21 protein-coding genes are annotated in these 19248 nt (G+C 56.2%); 14 read left to right on the plus strand and 7 right to left on the minus strand.

Translation table 11 applies throughout. The features are described from left to right. Positions 1-40 precede the first annotated feature (40 nt). Positions 41-1048, minus strand: a complete 1008-nt coding sequence (fbp, locus tag ACIP6T_RS17720; protein ID WP_097095910.1) for a class 1 fructose-bisphosphatase — start codon at positions 1046-1048, stop codon at positions 41-43. 166 nt (positions 1049-1214) lie between these two features. Here fbp and mpl point away from each other — a divergent pair, with 166 nt between their 5' ends. Next, positions 1215-2570: a UDP-N-acetylmuramate:L-alanyl-gamma-D-glutamyl-meso-diaminopimelate ligase gene (mpl, locus tag ACIP6T_RS17725; protein ID WP_345828176.1), complete on the plus strand. Its 1356-nt coding sequence runs from the start codon at positions 1215-1217 to the stop codon at positions 2568-2570. 86 nt (positions 2571-2656) lie between these two features. Here mpl and yjgA read toward each other — a convergent pair whose 3' ends face one another. Continuing rightward, entirely contained in the window at positions 2657-3199 is a 543-nt protein-coding gene (gene yjgA, locus ACIP6T_RS17730; protein ID WP_097095912.1) for a ribosome biogenesis factor YjgA, read from the minus strand. Positions 3200-3315: 116 nt separating this feature from the next. Between yjgA and pmbA the strand changes: the two genes are divergently transcribed. The 11 genes from pmbA to ACIP6T_RS17785 all read left to right on the plus strand — a co-directional run bounded on the left by pmbA (position 3316) and on the right by ACIP6T_RS17785 (position 12878). Continuing rightward, positions 3316-4656 (plus strand): metalloprotease PmbA, encoded by a 1341-nt coding sequence (pmbA, locus tag ACIP6T_RS17735; protein ID WP_008103558.1) that lies wholly within the window; start codon positions 3316-3318, stop codon positions 4654-4656. A gap of 72 nt (positions 4657-4728) precedes the next feature. After that, the gene (cybC, locus tag ACIP6T_RS17740; protein ID WP_097095913.1) at positions 4729-5118 is read left to right on the plus strand and encodes a cytochrome b562; all 390 of its coding nucleotides are present in this window, start codon (positions 4729-4731) and stop codon (positions 5116-5118) included. A gap of 254 nt (positions 5119-5372) precedes the next feature. Further along, positions 5373-5711, plus strand: coding sequence for a glycine dehydrogenase (locus ACIP6T_RS17745; protein WP_097095914.1), 339 nt, complete (start codon positions 5373-5375; stop codon positions 5709-5711). Positions 5712-5728: 17 nt separating this feature from the next. Next, entirely contained in the window at positions 5729-6085 is a 357-nt protein-coding gene (locus tag ACIP6T_RS17750) for an SFCGS family glycine-rich protein (protein ID WP_009087404.1), read from the plus strand. 2 nt (positions 6086-6087) lie between these two features. After that, entirely contained in the window at positions 6088-6384 is a 297-nt protein-coding gene (locus ACIP6T_RS17755) for a DUF4312 family protein (protein WP_097095915.1), read from the plus strand. Between the two features lie 59 nt (positions 6385-6443). Further along, the gene (locus ACIP6T_RS17760; RefSeq protein ID WP_007892190.1) at positions 6444-7220 is read left to right on the plus strand and encodes a DUF4311 domain-containing protein; all 777 of its coding nucleotides are present in this window, start codon (positions 6444-6446) and stop codon (positions 7218-7220) included. A 12-nt stretch (positions 7221-7232) separates the two neighbouring features. Continuing rightward, positions 7233-7880, plus strand: a complete 648-nt coding sequence (locus ACIP6T_RS17765; protein WP_097095916.1) for a DUF4310 family protein — start codon at positions 7233-7235, stop codon at positions 7878-7880. A gap of 91 nt (positions 7881-7971) precedes the next feature. Next, on the plus strand, positions 7972-9105 hold the full coding sequence (locus ACIP6T_RS17770) for an amidohydrolase/deacetylase family metallohydrolase (protein ID WP_400458232.1): 1134 nt from the start codon (positions 7972-7974) through the stop codon (positions 9103-9105). Continuing rightward, the gene (locus tag ACIP6T_RS17775; RefSeq protein ID WP_400458233.1) at positions 9089-10210 is read left to right on the plus strand and encodes a DgaE family pyridoxal phosphate-dependent ammonia lyase; all 1122 of its coding nucleotides are present in this window, start codon (positions 9089-9091) and stop codon (positions 10208-10210) included. The genes ACIP6T_RS17770 and ACIP6T_RS17775 overlap by 17 nt, the downstream gene beginning before the upstream one ends. Continuing rightward, positions 10207-10944, plus strand: coding sequence for a KDGP aldolase family protein (locus tag ACIP6T_RS17780; protein ID WP_400458234.1), 738 nt, complete (start codon positions 10207-10209; stop codon positions 10942-10944). The genes ACIP6T_RS17775 and ACIP6T_RS17780 overlap by 4 nt, the downstream gene beginning before the upstream one ends. A 23-nt stretch (positions 10945-10967) precedes the next feature. Next, positions 10968-12878, plus strand: coding sequence for a BglG family transcription antiterminator (locus ACIP6T_RS17785; RefSeq protein ID WP_400458235.1), 1911 nt, complete (start codon positions 10968-10970; stop codon positions 12876-12878). A 66-nt stretch (positions 12879-12944) separates the two neighbouring features. On the opposite strand, the gene ACIP6T_RS17790 is transcribed toward ACIP6T_RS17785, so the two are convergent. Then, the gene (locus ACIP6T_RS17790; protein WP_400458236.1) at positions 12945-13844 is read right to left on the minus strand and encodes a LysR family transcriptional regulator; all 900 of its coding nucleotides are present in this window, start codon (positions 13842-13844) and stop codon (positions 12945-12947) included. A 129-nt stretch (positions 13845-13973) separates the two neighbouring features. On the opposite strand from ACIP6T_RS17790, the gene ACIP6T_RS17795 reads away from it, so the two are divergent. Then, on the plus strand, positions 13974-14675 hold the full coding sequence (locus ACIP6T_RS17795; RefSeq protein WP_097095921.1) for a pirin family protein: 702 nt from the start codon (positions 13974-13976) through the stop codon (positions 14673-14675). 41 nt (positions 14676-14716) lie between these two features. Here the strand turns inward: ACIP6T_RS17795 and dolP are convergent, their stop codons facing one another. Genes dolP through ACIP6T_RS17815 form a run of 4 tightly spaced genes read right to left on the minus strand, consistent with a single transcriptional unit; the run spans position 14717 to position 18289 of the window. Beyond that, a complete protein-coding gene (dolP, locus tag ACIP6T_RS17800) occupies positions 14717-15289 on the minus strand; it encodes a division/outer membrane stress-associated lipid-binding lipoprotein (RefSeq protein WP_400458237.1) in 573 nt (190 codons plus the stop codon). A gap of 14 nt (positions 15290-15303) precedes the next feature. Next, a complete protein-coding gene (gene diaA, locus ACIP6T_RS17805; protein WP_007890352.1) occupies positions 15304-15891 on the minus strand; it encodes a DnaA initiator-associating protein DiaA in 588 nt (195 codons plus the stop codon). Between the two features lie 14 nt (positions 15892-15905). Beyond that, the gene (locus ACIP6T_RS17810) at positions 15906-16301 is read right to left on the minus strand and encodes a YraN family protein (RefSeq protein WP_345828198.1); all 396 of its coding nucleotides are present in this window, start codon (positions 16299-16301) and stop codon (positions 15906-15908) included. Further along, positions 16259-18289, minus strand: a complete 2031-nt coding sequence (locus ACIP6T_RS17815; protein ID WP_400458238.1) for a penicillin-binding protein activator — start codon at positions 18287-18289, stop codon at positions 16259-16261. Before ACIP6T_RS17815 ends, ACIP6T_RS17810 begins: the two co-directional genes overlap by 43 nt. A 62-nt stretch (positions 18290-18351) precedes the next feature. Between ACIP6T_RS17815 and rsmI the strand changes: the two genes are divergently transcribed. Next, positions 18352-19215: a 16S rRNA (cytidine(1402)-2'-O)-methyltransferase gene (gene rsmI, locus ACIP6T_RS17820; protein ID WP_345828202.1), complete on the plus strand. Its 864-nt coding sequence runs from the start codon at positions 18352-18354 to the stop codon at positions 19213-19215. Positions 19216-19248 lie beyond the last annotated feature (33 nt).

The following is a 19248-nucleotide window of genomic DNA, read 5'->3' on the forward strand; positions in this document are numbered from 1 at the left end:
GCCCGCACGGAGGCGGGCTTCATTGCATCAGGCTCGCAACTTACGCTGAATGGTCGTCCGGGTACTCACGGATAAAGCGTTCAACGTCGCCTACCATCGCATCGTTGCCGCAGAAGAACGGGCAGCGCTGGTGCAGCGTTTCTGGCTGGATATCAAGGATGCGATTGGCACCGTCGCTGGCTTTACCGCCCGCTTGCTCAGCGAGGAAGGCCATTGGGTTGCATTCGTACAGCAGACGCAGCTTGCCTTGCGGATGGCTGGCGGTGCTTGGGTAAAGATAGATGCCGCCTTTCAGCAGGTTACGATGGAAATCGGCCACTAATGAACCAATGTAGCGCGAGGTATACGGACGCTTGGTGGCGATATCTTCTTCCTGACAGAACTTCAGGTATTTCTTCACGCCCTGTGGGAAGCGAATGTAGTTACCTTCGTTAATCGAATAGGTGTAACCCTTCTCTGGGAAGGTCATGCGCTCGTGGCTCAGGCAGAACACGCCGAGTGACGGATCGTAAGTAAACGCATGCACGCCCACGCCAGTGGTATACACCATCATGGTCGAGGAGCCGTACACCACGTAACCGGCCGCAACCTGCTTGTTGCCCGGCTGCATAAAGTCGGCTTCGGTAATCGGCGTGCCAGGCTCGCTGATACGGTGATAGATGGAGAAAATGGTACCCACGGAGACGTTAACATCGATATTCGAAGAACCATCCAGCGGATCCATCAACACCACGTATTTGCCATTCTCTGAACCTTCAAAGATGACAAACTCATCTTCTTCTTCCGAGGCGATACCGGCCACCACGCCACGCGCTTTCAAAGCGGCTTTCAGCTTTTCGTTAGCGAACAGATCGAGCTTCATCTGCTGCTCACCCTGCACGTTTTCCACGCCGCTGGCACCCAGAATATCCACCAGACCCGCTTTATTGATGTCGCGGTGGATAATTTTAGCGCCAAGCTTAATGGAAGAAATCAGCGCCGTCAGTTCACCTGTGGCGTGTGGAAAGTCGTGTTGCTTCTCGACGATGAATTCGCCTAACGTTTTCATAACACATTCCCTGAATCTACGATGGAGTGGCAGCAGCTGTAACAAGCTACCAACGTATGAGCGCAGTTTAGCCGATTGAACTTTAAAAACCATAGTCCTAATCCGTTTCTTCCCTCTCAACTCGGCGTTACACTGTGCGCCGAACTTTTGAGTAATGGATCTCTTTATGCGTATTCACATCCTCGGGATTTGTGGCACTTTCATGGGTGGCCTGGCGATGCTCGCGCGCGCGCTGGGACATGAAGTTACCGGCTCAGACGCCAATGTCTATCCGCCGATGAGCACGTTGCTGGAACAGCAAGGCATTGAATTAACTGAAGGTTACGATGTTAGTCAGCTTAATCCGCAGCCGGATCTTGTGATCATTGGCAACGCAATGACGCGCGGTAATCCGTGTGTGGAAGCGGTACTGGAACGTAACATTCCTTACCTCTCTGGACCGCAGTGGCTTCACGATTTCGTGCTGCGCGATCGTTGGGTGCTGGCCGTTGCCGGAACGCACGGTAAAACCACCACAGCCGGCATGGCAGCGTGGATTCTCGAGGCTTGCGGCCTTGAACCGGGCTTCATCATCGGTGGTGTGCCAGGAAACTTTGAGGTTTCGGCAAAATTAGGAAAAAGTCCATTCTTCGTCATCGAAGCGGATGAGTACGACAGCGCGTTCTTCGACAAGCGTTCCAAATTTGTGCATTACTGCCCGCGCACGCTGATCCTCAACAACCTCGAATTCGATCACGCCGATATCTTTGACGATCTGCGTGCGATCCAGAAGCAGTTCCATCACTTGATCCGCATCGTGCCGGGCCAGGGCAAGATCCTGCTGCCGGAACACGACAACAACCTCAAGCAGGTGATGGCGATGGGCTGCTGGAGTGAGCAGGAAACCGTGGGTGATAACGGTCACTGGCAGGCGAAAAAGCTCACGCCTGACTCCTCACATTGGGAAATCTGGCTCGATGGCGAGAAAGTGGGCGAAGTGAACTGGGCGCTGGTTGGCGAACACAACATGCATAATGGCCTGATGGCGATTGCAGCTGCCCGCCATGTCGGTGTGAAACCGGTGGATGCCGGTGAAGCGCTGAGCAGCTTCATTAATGCCCGTCGTCGTCTTGAACTGCGCGGTGAAGTGAATGCCATCAAAGTGTATGACGATTTTGCCCATCACCCTACGGCGATTCTGGCCACGCTGGCGGCGCTGCGCAGCAAAGTGGGCGGTACGGCGCGCATTCTGGCGGTACTGGAGCCGCGTTCCAACACCATGAAAATGGGCGTGAGTAAGAATGAGCTGGCGCCTTCTTTAGGGCGCGCAGATGAAGTGTTCCTGTTCCAGCCGCACCATATTCCGTGGCAGGTTTCCGATGTGGCGGAAGCGTGCATCCAACCGGCGCAGTGGAGCGCGGATATTGATACGCTGGTCGAGATGGTGGCGAAAAAAGCCCAGCCAGGCGATTCGATTCTGGTAATGAGTAACGGCGGGTTTGGTGGCATTCACCAGAAACTGCTGGAGCGGTTAGGGCGCTGATTTAGCGGTGGCCATCAATGGCCACCCTACAACGGTACATCGTAAGGTCGGCATTCATGCCGACCTTTTTCATGTCCGCTGAAAACTTACGCTTCTGCCAGCTCGCGCAAATACTGGAAAATCTGGCGTGCAGATTTTGGTGGCTTATTGGTGGCTTTCTCTTTCTGCGCGTTACGGATCATGCTGCGCAGCTGCTGGCGATCGGCGTGCGGGTAGAGGTTAAACACTTCGGCTACCGCGTCATCACCCTGCTCGATCAAACGATCGCGCAAAATCTCAAGCTTGTGGAACAGCGCAACCTGCTGGTTGTGACGGTTCTTCAGCTTATCCAGCGCCTGACGAATCGGATCTTCATCGCGTGCGCGCAGCATCTTACCAATCAGCTGCAGCTGACGGCGACGGCCTTCTTTCTTGATGCGCTGCGCCAGTTCAATCGCGTCGCGCAGCTGTTCGTCGAGGGGGATTTTGTCGAGGGAGTTTTTCCCCAGGTCAACTAACTCGGCACCAAGGCGTTTCAGCTCTTCGGCATCGCGTTTAATTTCGCTTTTGCTGACCCAGATAATCTCTTCATCTTCTTCGTCATTATTATCCGGCACATCGTCGAGCCAGTCTTCGGGCTGCTTGGTCATCTCTTGGCTCCCTAAAAAAAAGAGGCTAATCCTACCAGTTTATCGGGCGACTGCGAAATTGTTCTCTGAGTCTGATAGACTCAATTCATTCATACTTAAGATTAGACGGCAGGTCGATGAACGTATCTACTCAGGTTGCAGAACAACGTAAAGTGTTGGAACAGGCTGTCGCGCAGGCGTTGGAATTGGCAAAAGCCAGCACCGATGGCGCTGAAGTGGCGGTCACGAAAACCACCGGCATCGGCGTCAGCACCCGCTATGGCGAAGTGGAAAACGTCGAATTCAACAGCGATGGTGCGCTCGGCATCACCGTCTACCATCAAAACCGTAAAGGCAGCGCCTCATCAACCGATCTTAGCCCGGATGCGATCAAACGCACCGTGCAGGCGGCGATCGATATTGCGCGTTACACCTCGGTTGATCCTTTTGGCGCCCCTGCCGATCCCGAACTGCTGGCATTTGAAGCGCCGGATCTCGATCTCTACCATCCATGGGAGATCGATGCCGATCGCGCGATCGAACTGGCGGCGCAGGCGGAACAGGCTTCATTGCAGGCCGACAAGCGCATCACCAATACCGAAGGCGGCAGTTTTAATAGCCACGTCGGCATTAAAGTTTTCGGTAACAGCCACGGCATGTTGCAGAGCTATTGCTCGAGCCGCCATTCGCTCTCCAGCTGCGTCATTGCGGAGCAGGACGGCAATATGGAGCGCGATTACGCGTACACCATTGGCCGATCATTTGACGATCTGAAAAGCGCGGATTGGGTAGGTGCAGAGTGCGCGCGTCGCGTGCTGGCACGTTTGGCACCGCGCAAGCTCTCCACCATGAAAGCGCCTGTTATCTTCGCGCCGGAAGTCGCCACCGGCCTGTTTGGCCATTTGGTTGGCATGATCAGCGGCAGCAGCGTCTATCGTAAATCCACCTTCCTGCTGGATTCACTCGGCAAGCAAATTCTGCCGGAGTGGCTGACGATTGAAGAACATCCGCATCTGCTGAAAGGCCTGGCCTCCACGCCGTTCGACAGCGAAGGCGTGCGCACCCAGTCGCGAGACATCATCAAAGACGGCGTGTTGCAAAACTGGTTATTGACCAGCTACTCGGCGCGTAAGCTGGGCTTGCAGAGCACCGGCCACGCGGGCGGCATCCACAACTGGCGCATCGCCGGACAGGGCCACAGCTTTGACGACATGCTGAAGCAGATGGGCACCGGTTTAGTGGTAACCGAGATGATGGGTTCCAGCATCAACGGCATGACCGGGGACTATTCACGCGGTGCGTCAGGTTTTTGGGTCGAAAACGGTGAGATTCAATATCCTGTGAGCGAGATCACAATCGCCGGAAACCTCAAGGATATGTGGCTCAATATGGTAACTGTCGGTAACGACATTGAAACGCGCAGCAATATACAATGCGGTTCGGTGCTGCTGCCGGAGATGAAAATCGCCGGACAATAAGAGTCATCGCTTTCTGAAAGCAGCCCATGAGGCTGCTTTTTTTTCGCCCGACAATAATAAAAGGAAATACCAATGCGTAATAAGCATTTGATCGCAATGTTGTCTTTGTCGCTGTTGTTCTCCTCGGCTAGCGTATTTGCGGCCGATCTGGAAAAAGATATGGATACGCTTAAGGATGGTCTGAGCGTGGTGAAAAAAACCTCTGACGCGCAGGAAATGCACACCGCGCTGGGCAAGATGCGTCAGGCGGCAACGGATGCGAAGCAATCCACGCCGGAAAAACTGCAGGGGCAGCCGGCCGATAGCGCGCAGATTAAGGATTTTCACGCCGGTCTGGATTCACTGATTGCACAGATCGATGTGGTTGATCAGCTGGCGCAAGCCAACAAACTGGACGAAGCCAAAACCGAAGCGAAGAAACTGGAAGATATTCGCAACGCCAACCATAAGAAATTCCGCTGATAAACCGGCCAGCCCTGCGGCTGGCCTTATTGTTTCCTGCCGCCTCTCCGTTTTATCCCGCATAAATCCATCATTTTTCGCATTTTGTGACCCATTTCGCACACTTCGTGCGTCCTGAGATCTGGCGCACACTCGCCCGCGCTATTTCCACTTCAAGGTGGAAAAGAAGCGTCTCAACAGCTTTAAGAGGAACGCGTAACTTTCTTAACAACAAGAATTATCTGTAATTGTCCGCTGTAAACAGGAGTAACAAGGTGAGGAGTGAAGCTGTCCCACTGAAACAGAGCACGCCGGAGGCAATTCAGGCACTGGCGGATAAGGTGATGAGCCAAATAGCGGCGATTTACGCCGCGCACCATATTGAGGCCAATGCCGTTCAGCAGCAGATGTTGGCGTCACATGTACGGGCGATGGCATCGCGATCGCTTACTGGCGAAGCGTTGCCGGATGTTGAAGCTGAATTGTTTGAAGATATCTCGCCAGAAACCATGGCGCTGGCGCAGCAGGTCGTTGATCTATTTGGCAATCTGCCAAAAGAAGAAGCCTGGCTGTTATCCGTCCATATCGAAGTGGCGAAATCGAACGAAGCATGAATTGCGAGGAAATGAACATGGTAACTGTAGTGATTGGCGATCGTCTGGGTAAAGGTCAGAAAGTGGCTGCGGGTATTGAGAAAGCCGGTGGCCGTGCGGTGGTGGTGCCAGGCGTGGCTGCTGACATGAAGCTGGGCGACGTGATGAAAGCGGAAAATGCCGACTTCGGCATCTCCTTCTGCGGCAGCGGCGGCGCTGGCGCCATCACCGCGCAGAACAAATATGGTTACAAAGCCAAACACGGCATGCGCTCTATCGATGAAGGCGTTACCGCCATCAACGAAGGCGCCACCGTGCTGGGCTTCGGCTTTATGGATAAAGAAGAGCTGGGTGAGCGGCTGGTACAGGCCTGGAATAAAAAACACGGCAGCTAAGTATGAAACAGCAATACGAGATGCAGGTAAAGGTGCAGGGCAAAGGCGAGAGTAAAGCAAAAGCCTTTGCCGATGCGCTGAGCAGGGTGCAGCAGCAAGTGCTGCGCACCAGCCAAAAGATTCTGTTGCGCATTGAACCCATAGATGTGCGGGTGCTGCGCGCGCAGGAGAGCGTGCGAAGGGAGAAGTTTCTGTTCTTTTTCCTCGCGCGCGAGCGACGGAGTTACAGCGTTGAGCTGGAAATTACCGTTAGCGTCACCGTGATCGACACCGAGAAAGTTGAATTTACGGCGACCTAAAAGAACTGCCCGGCATCGCACTGTGTTGGGTAAAAAAACGACAACAAAGGGTCAACAACATGTTTTTAATCATTTTGTTTAAGTCGTTAATCATTGGCGGATTGGTTGGCGTTGGGGTAGGAGCGGGCGCAGCGCGCATGTTCCACGCACCAACCACCCAAGGTATGGGCGCGTTCCGTACCCTGGGTGAACTCAATTCCTGCGAAGGCGATCCGGCATCGCACTTCTCCTTTGGTCTCGGCTTCTTCTTTAACGCCTGGGCATCATCCGTCGCAGCAGGTTCTTTCACGCAGGACGTCGATCACCGCATTCTGCCGAACTGGGGCGCGGCCGCGTTGATGGTGAAAAATCGCAACGTAGCGGAAACGTTGCACAACCCGAAACGCATGGCGATTGCCTGCGGCATCATCGGCATGATCGTGGTGGCCTTCCTCAATAGCACCGCCTCAGCGGTTCCTGCGGCACTGCAGGTTACGGCAGTGAAAGTGCTGGTACCGGCAGCGAATCTGTTGGTGAACACCGTAATGCCGGTGATCTTCTGGCTGGCGGCGATTGATGCCGGTAAGAAATCAGGCTTCTGGGCCACCATTTTTGGCGGTCTGGCGCAGTTGATTATGGGGAACGCGGTGCCAGGTTTGGTGCTCGGTATTCTGATTGGTAAAGGCGTGGAAGAGAGCGGCTGGAATAAGGTCACTAAAGTGATGATGTTCGCCATCGTGCTGCTGTTTGCGTTAAGCGGCTTCTTCCGCGGATTCGACATGAAACTGCTGCAATCCTTCCAGCTGGGTATTCCGGGCTGGCTGGATATGATCCACAACAGCGTCAGCGGCAAATAAGGAGCCATCAGCATGAACGAGAACGTAAACAAAGGGTTCTGGTACGCCGACTGGTCTTTCCCGATTTTTGTCGGTTTGCTCTCTTCCGGCGTATTTGCCGGTACGCACATGTATTACCTGTATGGCATTGGTGCCTTCAACGAAGTGGCGTTCGTTTCGATGCTGCGTTCCGGTATGGAAACCGGCGTGTATGGCGCGGTAGCGGCGTTTGGCGCCAGCTTCCTGTTCGCACGCATTATCGAAGGTTCGCTGGTGGGGATTCTCGATATTGGCGGTGCGATCCAGACTGGCGTCGGCCTCGGTGTGCCTGCGCTGCTGCTGGGTGCCGGTATTGTTTTCCCGGTGGCGAACTTCGCCGCGTCGTTGGCAACCGGTTTGGTGGTGGGTTTAGCGATTGGATATCTGATTATTCTGGCGCGTAAGTTCACCATTAACCAAAGCGACTCCACCTACGGTGCGGACGTGATGATGGGCGCGGGTAACGCTTCAGGTCGCTTCCTGGGGCCGTTGATTATCCTGTCTGCGATGGCCGCATCCATTCCTATCGGCCTGGGTTCGTTGGTGGGCGCGCTGCTGTTCTACCTGTGGAACAAGCCGATTACCGGCGGCGCAATTCTGGGTGCCATGGTGCTGGGCGCGCTGTTCCCGATTTCGCTGTAATGCGGCTGATTGGACGGTCGCCATTAATGGCGACCCTACATGTTGGGTGCGCATTCATGCGCACCTGAAAAATCGCAGTAAAGGAGTGAGCATGTTTGATCTGATTCTGCGCCGCGCACGTCTGTGCGACGAACAGCTGGTGGATATCGCCATCCAGCACGGCAAAATTGCCGCCGTCGGTGAAGTGAATGGCACGGCGCAGCAGGAGCGCGATTTGGCGGGGCGCTTCTACGTGAGCGCTGGCTGGATTGATAGCCACGTGCACTGTTATCCCAAATCCCCGATTTATCACGATGAAGCCGATAGCATTGGTATGGCGCAAGGCGTCACCACGGTGGTTGATGCGGGCAGCACCGGCGCGGATGACATCGACGACTTCTATCAGCTCACGCGTACGGCAACCACCGAAGTTCGCGCGCTGATTAACATTTCCCGCACCGGCATTGTGACGCAAAACGAGCTGGCCGATATGGCGCAGATCGATGGCGATGCGGTGGTGCAGGCGGTAAAACGCCGTCCCGACTTTATCGTTGGCCTGAAAGCGCGCATGAGCAGCAGCGTAGTGGGCGAAAACGGCATTCAGCCGCTGGTGCGCGCCAAAGCCATTCAGCAGGCAGCAGGTAATCTGCCGCTGATGGTGCACATCGGTAACAATCCGCCGGTGCTGGAGGAGATCGCCGATCTGCTGACCTCCGGCGACATCATCACGCACTGCTTCAACGGCAAACCGAACCGCATCTTGTCTCCGCAGGGCGAGCTCAAAGCCGCAGTGAAAAATGCCATCGCGCGCGGCGTGAAGCTGGATATCGGTCACGGCAGCGCCAGCTTCAGTTTTGCAGTGGCACGCGAGGCGATCGCGCAGGGCATTCTGCCTGACACCATCAGCTCCGACATTTATTGTCGCAACCGCCTCAACGGACCGGTGCATAGCCTGGCGCACGTGATGTCGAAATTCTTCAGTATTGGCATGACGCTGCCGCAAGTTATTGCGTGCGTCACCGCCAATGCCGCCGCTGGCCTGCGTCTGGCGGGCAAAGGGCGTTTAACCGAAGGTTATGACGCCGACCTGACCATTTTTACCGTCAAAGAGGAAACCCGCTCGTTCGTCGATGCTGAAGGCGACCAGGTTTTGGGTGAACAACATTTGCTGCCGCAGGCCGTAGTTATCGGCGGTCACTGGCATCTGACTGATGAAGGGAAAGCCAATCATGTCTTCGATTTATGAAAAATATGACCTGAAAAAGGTCATAAACGCCTCGGGCCGCATGACGATTTTAGGCGTGTCCACGCCGTCCGCGGATGTGGTAGACACCGTGAGCTACGGTCTGAATCACTATTTCGAGATGAAAGATCTGGTCAACAAGACCGGCGCTTACATCGCCACATTGCTGGACGTGGAAAGCGCAGTAGTGGTGTCCTGCGCCTCGGCGGGCATCGCGCAGAGCGTGGCGGCGGTGATCGTTAAAGACAACGACTGGCTGCTGGAAAATCTGCACGCCGCGCCGCTCAACGTACCGCACGATATCGTGGTGCCAAAAGGGCACAACGTGAACTTCGGCGCACCGGTCGGCACCATGGTGGCGCTGGGTGGTGGTCGCCTGATCGAAGCGGGCTACAGCAACGAATGTTCGCCAGAGCAGCTGGCGGCGGCGATCACGCCCACCACCGCGGCACTGATGTATATCAAATCGCACCACTGCGTGCAGAAAAGCCATCTGAGCGTTGAGCAGGCGGCCGTCGTGGCGCGCAAACACGGTATTCCCCTGATTGTGGATGCCGCAGCTGAAGAAGATTTGCAGTGCTATTACCAAATGGGCGCTGATTTAGTGATTTACAGCGGTGCCAAGGCGATTGAAGGGCCAACCAGCGGTCTGGTGATTGGCCGCACGCAGTACGTTGAGTGGGTGAAACGTCAAAGCAACGGCATTGGCCGCGCGATGAAAGTCGGCAAAGAGGGCATCCTCGGCCTGACGCAGGCAATTGAAAACTATCTGGTACAGCCAAAAACCAGCGGTGCCGAGATGGTGGCTAACATGACGCCGTTTATCGACAACCTCAACACGCTGAACGGCGTGAGCGCGCGCGTGGTGTGGGATGCGGCAGGGCGCGATATTGCGCGTGCCGAAATCAAGTTCGATGAAGCGGTCACCGGCTGGCCGACCGGCGAGCTGGTACAGGCGCTGAAAACCGGCGACATCGCCATCTATTTCCGTGGCTACAAAGCCAACGAAGGCATTATCGAAGCCGATGTGCGCAGCGTCAGCGCCGATCAGCTGCACATCATCTTTAGCGCTATCCAGGCGTTGATCAGCGGAGGAAAACGCGCATGAGTCTGAACCCGAATTTTTATCAGGATCGCCTGTGCCTTAACGTACTGGCCGGTTCCAAACAGAATGCCAAAGAAATTTGGCAGGCGGCCGAAGGCCATGTTTTGGTCGGCGTGTTATCGAAAAACTATGCCAGTAATGAAGACGCGATTGCCGATATGCGTGAGTATGCGGCGCTGATCGACAACGCGCTGTCGGTTGGGCTGGGCGCGGGCGATCCCAATCAGTCGACGATGGTGAGCGAAATCTCGGCGGTGCTGCAGCCGCAGCACGTTAATCAGGTGTTCACCGGCGTGGCGACCAGCCGCGCACTGCTCGGCCAGAGCCAAACCGTGGTAAATGGATTGATTTCACCTACCGGCACGCCTGGCATGGTGAAAATCTCCACCGGACCGCGCAGCTCAAAGAACGCCGACGCGATTGTGCCGATCGACAGCGCCATCGCCATGCTGCAGGACATGGGCGGCAGCTCGGTGAAATACTTCCCAATGGGCGGCCTGAAGGCGGTGAATGAGTATCGCGCGGTGGCGGAAGCCTGTGCGCGTCACGACTTCTGGCTGGAGCCAACCGGCGGCATCGATCTTAACAACTTCGAAGAGATTGTACGTATTGCGCTCGATGCAGGCGTAAGCAAAGTGATCCCGCACGTCTACAGTTCGATTATTGATAGCGCAAGCGGCGACACGCGCATTGACGACGTGCGTCAGCTTCTGGCAACGTGCAAGAAACTGCTGTAACAAATGAGTAACAGGTGAGCTCCGTGAGATTTCCCAATCAGCGTCTGACCCAGCTTTTCGCTGCGCTGCAAAATGAAACGCTGCCGCAGGATGAGCTGGCACGCCGCTTTTCCGTTTCGACGCGCACGGTGCGCACCGATATCACCGCGCTGAACGCGCTGCTGGAGCAGCACGGCGCGCAGTTTGTGCTGGCGCGCGGCGCGGGATATCAACTCAAAATTGATGATGCGGCGCGCTTTGGCCGGCTGCAGGAAGAGAGCGCCACGCCGCTGCGCGTGCCGCGCACCTCGCAGGAACGCGTGCGCTACCTGCTGACGCGGTTTCTCACCGCCGCTTATTCCATCAAGCTGGAAGATCTATCGGAGGAGTGGTTTGTCAGTCGCGCCACGCTGCAAAGCGATATGGCGATCGTTCGCGAATGGCTCGGCCGCTATCACCTCAATATCGAAACCAAACCGCATTACGGCATGAAGCTGTTTGGCAGCGAGGCGGCGATCCGCACCTGCTTAACCGATTTGCTGTGGCAGATTGATCAGGAAACGCCGGACAGCCCGCTGCTGACGGTGGAGGCGCTACACAGCGGCATTCTGGCGCAGCTTGAGCCCTTGCTGCAACAGTGCTTTGCCCAGCACGCGATTCGTCTCAGCGATGAAGGCGATCGCTATCTGCAAATTTACTGCGCGGTGGCGGTGCGACGTATCAGCGAAGGCTTTCCCCTCAACGATCCGGGTGCGGAAGATGTGGGCGATGAGGTGCGCGAGGCGGCTCACGATCTGGTTAATCTGATGCGTCCGCTGGTCGGCAAGCCAATTTCGCAGGCGGAAGAGAACTGGCTGCGCGTTAACATCGCCGCGCGTCAAATTCAGGCGCTGGCACCCAGCACCATCAATGCCGATGATGCTGATGCGCTGGTCGATTACCTGCTGAATTACATCAACACCCATTACAACTACCGGCTGCAGCACGATGAGCAGCTGCGCGCCGATCTGCTCACCCATATCAAAACCATGATCACCCGGGTGCGCTACCAAATCCACATACCTAATCCGCTGTTAAGTAACATCAAACAGCACTATCCCATGGCCTACGATGTGACGCTGGCGGCAGTCACCAGCTGGGGCAAATACACGCCTTACACCATCAGTGAGAACGAGATCGGTTTTCTGGTGCTGCACATCGGCGTCGGGCTGGAGAGGCATTATGACGTTGGCTATCAGCGCCATCCGCAGGTGCTGCTGGTGTGTGACAGCGGTAACTCGACGCTGCGCATGATTGAAGCGCTGTTGCTACGTAAATACCCCCAGCTGGTGGTAACGGCGCGGCTGTCGCAGCGTGATTACGAGCTACGAGAGCAAATCGACGAAGATTTCGTGATTTCTACCGCGCGGTTAAACGAGAAGAACAAGCCGATTGCCGTGATGTCGCCTTTCCCCACCGAATTCCAGCTGGAGCAGGTAGGCAAGCTGGTGCTGGTGGATCGTACGCGGCCCTACATGCTGGAGAAGTACTTCGACGCGCAGCACTTTATGGTGCTGGATAAGCCCATGGCGCAGGCGGATCTGTTCCGTTTACTGTGTCAGCAGCTGGAGAGCGAAGGCTATGTTGATGCGGATTTCAATCCGTCGGTTGAGGAGCGTGAAGCGATTGTCAGCACGCTGCTTGGCGAAGGCATCGCGCTGCCGCACTCACTGGGGTTGCTGGCAAAGAAAACCGTGGTGTATACGGTGCTGGCGCCGCACGGCGTTAGCTGGGGCGAAGAGACGGCGTCGGTGATTTTCCTGCTGGCCATCAGTAAGAGTGAATACGAAGAGGCGATGGCGATTTACGATCTGTTCGTCACTTTCCTGCGTGAAAGGGCGACAACGCGGCTACGCGATTGCGCGGATTTTGTCAGCTTTAAAGCGGTGGCGATCGATTGTTTGAGCCGGTTGTGATGGTTATGCGGCGTTTGACCCGGTCGGCATAAATGCCGACCCTACAAAACCGCGCGACGTGCAATCCTACCCGCGCTTCGCCAATAATCTCGGAATCTCACGCAAACACCATGATTTCGCCTCGCCCATGCTGTCGCGGCGCCACGCCATAATGATGTCTACTTCGCGCGTATATTCCGCGCTCACCACGCGTAAACGGCCTTCTGCGATATCTTGTTCCACCATCGGATACGGCATGGTGGCAACGCCCAAACCCGCCAACAGCGCGCGGCGTTTGTCATCCATGTTGCTTACCGTTAGACGCTGCTGTTTATCCAGCAGCTGTACCGTGAGTACCGGGCGTTCACGCGCAGTGTCTGCCACCGCAATGCCGCGGTATTTCACGCGCGTCACTTCTGACAGCGGCTCGGCTTCCTGATGAATCGGGTGATCCGGGCTGGCAACATACACACTCATAACGCTGTAGAGCTTGCGGGTGTTGATCTCGGTTGAGGCGCGAAAATGCAGATCCGGGGCGATAACAATATCTGCGCGCCCCTGTTCCAGGCGCTCCCAGGCGCCCGCTAATACTTCGGTGATCAGCGAAATCTGGGTATTGGCTTTTTCTGACAGCTTATCCACCAGCGGAAACAGACGTTCGGTAGGAACCAACGCTTCGGCAACGATGGTGAGATGCGTCTCCCAACCGCGCGCCAGCGCTTCAGCATCGGTGGTGAGTTTATCGGCCGCTTCCAGCAGTACGCGACCGCGCTCCAGCAGCATACGTCCCACGTTGGTGAACTTGGTGCGGTGGCCGGAGCGGTCAAACAGCACCACATCCAGCTCCTCTTCCAGCTTCTGCATGGTGTAGCTCAGCGCGGAAGGGACGCGACCCAGTTCATCGGCCGCGGCGGCAAAACTGCCACGACGGTCAATAGCATCCATCACACGTAAAGCTTCCAGGGTTAACGCGCGGTCTTTTGCCATCCCGATTCTCTGTCAGTAAATTTGAACATGCCAGGCAGATTAACTGGCTTACAATCCGGCGTCCAGACTTTTACCATGATCCTATTAAGCCTGCGGTCGAATCTCACCGCAGCGCCTCGGAGGATTATCATGATGACAACCCGCTGCGCGTCCGCATGTGGCCAGGCCGATTTCGGTTGGTTGCAGGCGCGTTACAGCTTCTCGTTTGGCCACTATTTTGACCCAAAACTGATGGGCTATGCTTCGTTGCGCGTGCTTAACCAGGAAATCCTGGCACCGGGCGCCGCCTTCCAGCCGCGCAGCTATCCGCAGGTTGATGTGCTCAATCTGGTGTTGCAGGGTGAAGCAGAGTATCGCGATAGCGAAGGCAATCATCTTATCGCCCGGGAAGGCGAAGCGATGCTGCTCTCTACGCGCCCGGGCGTGAATTACAGTGAAATCAACATCAGTAAAGATCGCCCGTTAACCCGCATGCAGCTGTGGTTAGCGGCATGTCCAGAACGTGAAAATCCGCTGTTACAAAAGCGCGAGTTACCGCAAAAAACCAGCGTGCTGATTGCGTCGCCCGATGGCGTGGATGGCAGCCTGCAGCTACGCCAGCAAGTGTGGGTACATCAGGTGACATTAGCGCCGGGCGAGCAGCATACGGTGAAATTGCACGGGCCGCGCGCTTATTTGCAGTCGATTCATGGTTCGCTGGATGTGCAGGCGAGTAGCGCGCAGCAGCAGCCGCTCAGCTGCGGTGATGGCGCGTTTCTCAGTGATGAACACCACATCAGCCTGCAAGCCAGAACGCCGCTGCGCGCGCTGGTGATTGATCTTCCGGCATAAAAAAGGGCGACCGAAGTCGCCCTGATGATGTGCTTTAACGCTTACTTGAGAATCGTGAACGCCGTAGTGACGTGCTTCACGCCGCTCACACGGCTGGCAACATCGGCCGCCGCCTTCGCTTCTTCTGGCGTTACCAGACCCAGCAGGAACACTTCACCGTTCTCTGTGGTCACTTTCACGTTAGAGGATTTCACCTTATCGCTGCCCAGCAGCTGCGAGCGAATTTTGGTGGTGATCCAGGTATCTGACGACGAGGTGCCGAAGCTGACTTTCTGGCCGCTACGGATTTCGTTATACACCTCGGTGGCGCCATCCACGCCCATTGCAATCTGTTTAGCTCGGCTTGCCAGATCCGGCGTTGGAGACTGACCCGTCAGCAGCACTTTGCCCTGATAGGCTGTCACCACTACGCGCGCCTGGCTTTTGATTTGTTCATCTTTTGCCAGTGCGTTAGTTACGCGCAGCTCCAGCGTCCCGTCATCCACCTGCGTGCCCACGGTGCGCGGGTCGGTGGCGGTTTTCGTGGCCACGGCGGCACTGCCAGCAACCACGGCGACACAGCCTTGCAGCAGCATGGCGGTTAATAGAATGGCGACAGCGTTCAATGCTTTCATTTGAGCTCCTTCAGTCATTCCTGGTGTGGGAATAAAGTGTTATCAATCAAATCGCACAGGCAGTTCAGGGTCAGCATATGCATTTCCTGAATGCGAGCACTGCGATGTGATGGAATGCGAATTTCCACATCATGCGGACCGAGCAGGCCCGCCAGCTCGCCGCCGTCATGGCCGGTTAGCGCAACGATGGTCATATCGCGAGTAACCGCAGCTTCAACCGCTTTGACAATATCGCGGGTGTTACCACGGGTAGAAATGGCCAGCAGCACATCGCCAGCCTGCCCAAGCGCTCGAACCTGCTTGGCGTAAATTTCGTCATGCAGACGATCGTTACCAATCGCTGTCAGCATGACATTATCCGCACTCAGCGCCAGCGCCGGCAGGCTTGGGCGCTCCGTCTCAAAACGGTTAATCATGCTGGCGGCAAAATGCTGCGCGTTGGCGGATGACGCACCGTTACCGCAGCTCAGGATTTTGTTACCGTTCAGCAGCGACTGCACCAGCGTCATCGCCGCACGAGAAATCGCATCGGGCAGCGCTTCGGCTGCGGCGATTTGTGTCTGAATACTCTCGGTAAAACACGCTTTAATTCTGTCCTGCACAAGACCACCTGGTTCTATCCATCGGCATTAAAGGCATCGGGTAGCCACTCCAGCTCACGCCCGGTAATGGCAATGATGTCAAAACGGCAATTCACCGTATCAAAACTGCCGCCGCGAGCCAGCAACCAGAGCGCGGCAGCACGCAGCAACTTTTGTTGTTTCTGGCGCGTCACGCTGGCGGCGGCTCCGCCGTAGCGCGCATCGCGCCGATAGCGCACTTCAACAAATACCCAACAATCGGCATCGCGCATAATCAGGTCAATTTCCCCGCCGCGACAGCGCACATTGCTAGCGAACCACTGCAGCCCGGCGCGCTCCAGATAGCGGCGCGCCAGTTGTTCCTGCTCAGCGCCAATGCGCTGACGATTTACTGCACCGGAACGATCTGTCCCTGACGATACTGGTTCCATGCCAACTTCCTGTTGATCACGCAATCCGCGTCTGCGTTCAGCTTGCCGGTGTTGCCATCAATGGCAAAGCCTGGCACCTGACGCATCTGGTTAAAGTGATTCGCCAGCGTCCAGGCATCAATGCCCATCGCGTAAAGGCGAACCAGCGAATAGTCGTTGTTAAACGACTTTGCCGCCTGCTGCATCAGGCCAGGATTATTGCCAGACAGCAGCGGAATATCACTGAACTGCAGGCCATCCATCTCCAGACGGAAATCCGGGCCAGCGCCAGCCTGGGCACTGCGCGAGCTGGCGTAAAGTGCAGTATTGCTGCGGCTGCTGGTGCGCATCGCAATCATTGGCTTGATCAGCTGCAGCTCATCCTGACTGGCGACAATATAGACAGCATCAACGCTGCCGCCGCTGGTATCCGCCACAGGCGCCGGTGTGCTGGTTTGTGGCGCAGGAATCGTCAGGCCGGCAATCGCTACGCTCTGTGATTGATCAGGCTCGACGTTCAGCGGAGTGCCGCTTAACGCAATACCCGCACCGCTGTTGATGCCTTGCTTCAACTCCGCGACGCCGCCAAAACGCTGCTGCAGCACGGTTGACCCCCCCAGCTTTTGCCACTCTTGCGCAAAGGCTTTGCTGATGCGATCGCCATAACTGCTGCGCGGTACCAACAGCAAGGGCTGACGTTTACCCTGCTCGTAGATATGGTGCGCGGCATCGCGCGCTTCGTCTTCAGGAGAAAGCGCAAAATAACAAATATTCGGATGGTTCTGGATCTGTTCCGGCTCATTCAGCGCCAATACGTTAAGCGCTGTTTGGCTGTTCACCACTTGTTCCACGTCGTTTTTGAGCAGGGGGCCAACCACCAGCGTGGCACCATCCTGCTGGGCCTGCTGCATGACCTGGGCAATGGGCTGGCTGCTGGTGTCATACACTTTCACCTGCGCGCTGCTGTCGCCCTGGGCTGCTGCCGGTTGAGCGGCGGGTTGCGGCTGTTCCGTTTGCTGCGGTGTGTTACCCGCCATCGCCGGGCTCACCACGCTATTCGCCTCGGCATTCGCGTCTGTAGCCGGTTGGGCATTATTATCGGCCGCAGCAGGCGCGGGCGCTGCTTGTGGTGCCGGAGCATTCAGCACGCCGTTACGCGCATCCGTAAAGCCTTTCTGAATCGCGCTCGCAAATACCTGCGCCTGGCCGTTAAGTGGCAGCAGCAACGCAATGGTGTTGGTGGAGGCTTTGGTGAAATTCTGCACCTGGCTCAGCTGGGTTGGCAGCGTTTTTGCGCCTGGGTTCTGCGGATATCGCGTCTGCCAGTCCTTTATTGCGGCTTTCAGCATTTGCGGATCCTGGCTATTGGCCCGCCAGGTGTTCAGCAGATCCAGCCAGCCTTGCAGCGTATTTTCATCCGCATTGATCACCAGACTGCTGATCTGATCTTGGGTCATCTGCGTCAGCGCTTGCCAGGTGGCATCGATATTGCTTTGATGATCGGCCGCTTTGAGCAGCGGTTCCTGTGCAATATAGGCGCGCAGCAGCGCGAGCGATGGACGATTCTGCGCTGCGGCAATTTGCAGCGCGTAGTAGCGCACTTGTTGATCCTGCGACAGATCGCCGGTTTTCACCTGGCCAAGTAACTGTTGCGCGCCACCGAAATCCTGCTGACCAATCTGCATCTGCGCACGCAGCAGCAGCAGTTCTTGCTGTTGCACATCACTGAGCTGTTGCGGTAGTTGTTTCAGCTGATCGGCGGCCTGTGGATATTTTCCTTCCTTCAACAGGGCACGGATGGCAAGTAATTGCCAGTCGGTCTTGCTATCATCGCTGCTTTGCTGCACCTGTTGCAGATAATAGTCAGACCGGCCAGTCGCAGGACCCTGAATATTGACGTTAGAGGTTTGTTGCGGTCCCTGACCACTACAAGCGGCTAAAATCAGCCCAGCGAGAAGAACAGGTACTAAGCGTCCTGCTTTATGACGTACGACTTTTGAAGGAAGCATACTGTATCCAGTGATGTTTTTTTCAAGATGCTCAATATTAAATCGGCAATTCGGATGAAACAATGAAACAACTCGATCGGGCAGAGATTTCTGCCAGCACGCTCTATATCGTTCCTACCCCGATCGGTAACCTGGGTGATATCACTCAACGAGCGTTGACGGTGCTCTCAAGCGTCGATCTAGTCGCAGCGGAAGATACACGTCATACCGGGCTGTTGCTACAACATTTCGCCATCAATGCGCGACTCTTCGCACTTCACGACCACAACGAACAGCAGAAAGCCGAGGTGCTGTTAGCCAGGCTGCAAGAGGGCCAGAGCATTGCGCTGGTCTCCGATGCGGGCACGCCGTTGATCAACGATCCGGGCTACCATTTGGTGCGTCGCTGCCGAGAAGCCGGCGTGCGCGTGGTGCCGTTGCCAGGCGCCTGCGCGGCGATCACAGCATTAAGCGCGGCGGGATTACCGTCCGATCGTTTCTGTTACGAAGGGTTTCTGCCGGCCAAAAGCAAAGGGCGCTGTGATGTGCTGCGCGCGCTGGGTGAAGAGACGCGTACGCTGATTTTCTACGAATCCACCCATCGCCTGATTGATAGCCTGCAGGATATGGTCAGCGTGTGGGGTGCCGAACGTTACGTGGTGCTGGCGCGCGAGTTGACCAAAACCTGGGAGTCATTGCACGGTGCGCCGGTGGGCGAGCTGTTGGCGTGGGTGCTGGAAGATGAAAACCGTCGCAAGGGCGAGATGGTGCTGATTGTTGAAGGCCATAAAGCGGATGAAGAAGCGCTACCCGCTGAAGCGCTGCGTACTCTGGCGCTGCTGCAAAAAGAGCTGCCGTTAAAGAAAGCTGCTGCGCTGACGGCGGAAATTCATGGCGTTAAGAAGAACGCGCTCTATAAGTACGCGCTGGATCAGCAAGAGGCGTGACAAACGGCGGCGGATCGCCTATTATCCCGCGCC

Source organism: Pantoea sp. NPDC088449, assembly GCF_044753225.1.
GTDB lineage: Bacteria > Pseudomonadota > Gammaproteobacteria > Enterobacterales > Enterobacteriaceae > Pantoea > Pantoea floridensis.

What these genes read in the sequence shown, in the direction of transcription:
- fbp (WP_097095910.1), bottom strand. Translation starts at nt 1,048, where the DNA reads ATGAAAACGTTAGGCGAATTCATCGTCGAGAAGCAACACGACTTTCCA.
- mpl (WP_345828176.1), top strand. Translation starts at nt 1,215, where the DNA reads ATGCGTATTCACATCCTCGGGATTTGTGGCACTTTCATGGGTGGCCTG.
- yjgA (WP_097095912.1), bottom strand. Translation starts at nt 3,199, where the DNA reads ATGACCAAGCAGCCCGAAGACTGGCTCGACGATGTGCCGGATAATAAT.
- pmbA (WP_008103558.1), top strand. Translation starts at nt 3,316, where the DNA reads ATGAACGTATCTACTCAGGTTGCAGAACAACGTAAAGTGTTGGAACAG.
- cybC (WP_097095913.1), top strand. Translation starts at nt 4,729, where the DNA reads ATGCGTAATAAGCATTTGATCGCAATGTTGTCTTTGTCGCTGTTGTTC.
- ACIP6T_RS17750 (WP_009087404.1), top strand. Translation starts at nt 5,729, where the DNA reads ATGGTAACTGTAGTGATTGGCGATCGTCTGGGTAAAGGTCAGAAAGTG.
- ACIP6T_RS17755 (WP_097095915.1), top strand. Translation starts at nt 6,088, where the DNA reads ATGAAACAGCAATACGAGATGCAGGTAAAGGTGCAGGGCAAAGGCGAG.
- ACIP6T_RS17760 (WP_007892190.1), top strand. Translation starts at nt 6,444, where the DNA reads ATGTTTTTAATCATTTTGTTTAAGTCGTTAATCATTGGCGGATTGGTT.
- ACIP6T_RS17765 (WP_097095916.1), top strand. Translation starts at nt 7,233, where the DNA reads ATGAACGAGAACGTAAACAAAGGGTTCTGGTACGCCGACTGGTCTTTC.
- ACIP6T_RS17770 (WP_400458232.1), top strand. Translation starts at nt 7,972, where the DNA reads ATGTTTGATCTGATTCTGCGCCGCGCACGTCTGTGCGACGAACAGCTG.
- ACIP6T_RS17775 (WP_400458233.1), top strand. Translation starts at nt 9,089, where the DNA reads ATGTCTTCGATTTATGAAAAATATGACCTGAAAAAGGTCATAAACGCC.
- ACIP6T_RS17780 (WP_400458234.1), top strand. Translation starts at nt 10,207, where the DNA reads ATGAGTCTGAACCCGAATTTTTATCAGGATCGCCTGTGCCTTAACGTA.
- ACIP6T_RS17790 (WP_400458236.1), bottom strand. Translation starts at nt 13,844, where the DNA reads ATGGCAAAAGACCGCGCGTTAACCCTGGAAGCTTTACGTGTGATGGAT.
- ACIP6T_RS17795 (WP_097095921.1), top strand. Translation starts at nt 13,974, where the DNA reads ATGATGACAACCCGCTGCGCGTCCGCATGTGGCCAGGCCGATTTCGGT.
- dolP (WP_400458237.1), bottom strand. Translation starts at nt 15,289, where the DNA reads ATGAAAGCATTGAACGCTGTCGCCATTCTATTAACCGCCATGCTGCTG.
- ACIP6T_RS17810 (WP_345828198.1), bottom strand. Translation starts at nt 16,301, where the DNA reads ATGGAACCAGTATCGTCAGGGACAGATCGTTCCGGTGCAGTAAATCGT.
- ACIP6T_RS17815 (WP_400458238.1), bottom strand. Translation starts at nt 18,289, where the DNA reads ATGCTTCCTTCAAAAGTCGTACGTCATAAAGCAGGACGCTTAGTACCT.
- rsmI (WP_345828202.1), top strand. Translation starts at nt 18,352, where the DNA reads ATGAAACAACTCGATCGGGCAGAGATTTCTGCCAGCACGCTCTATATC.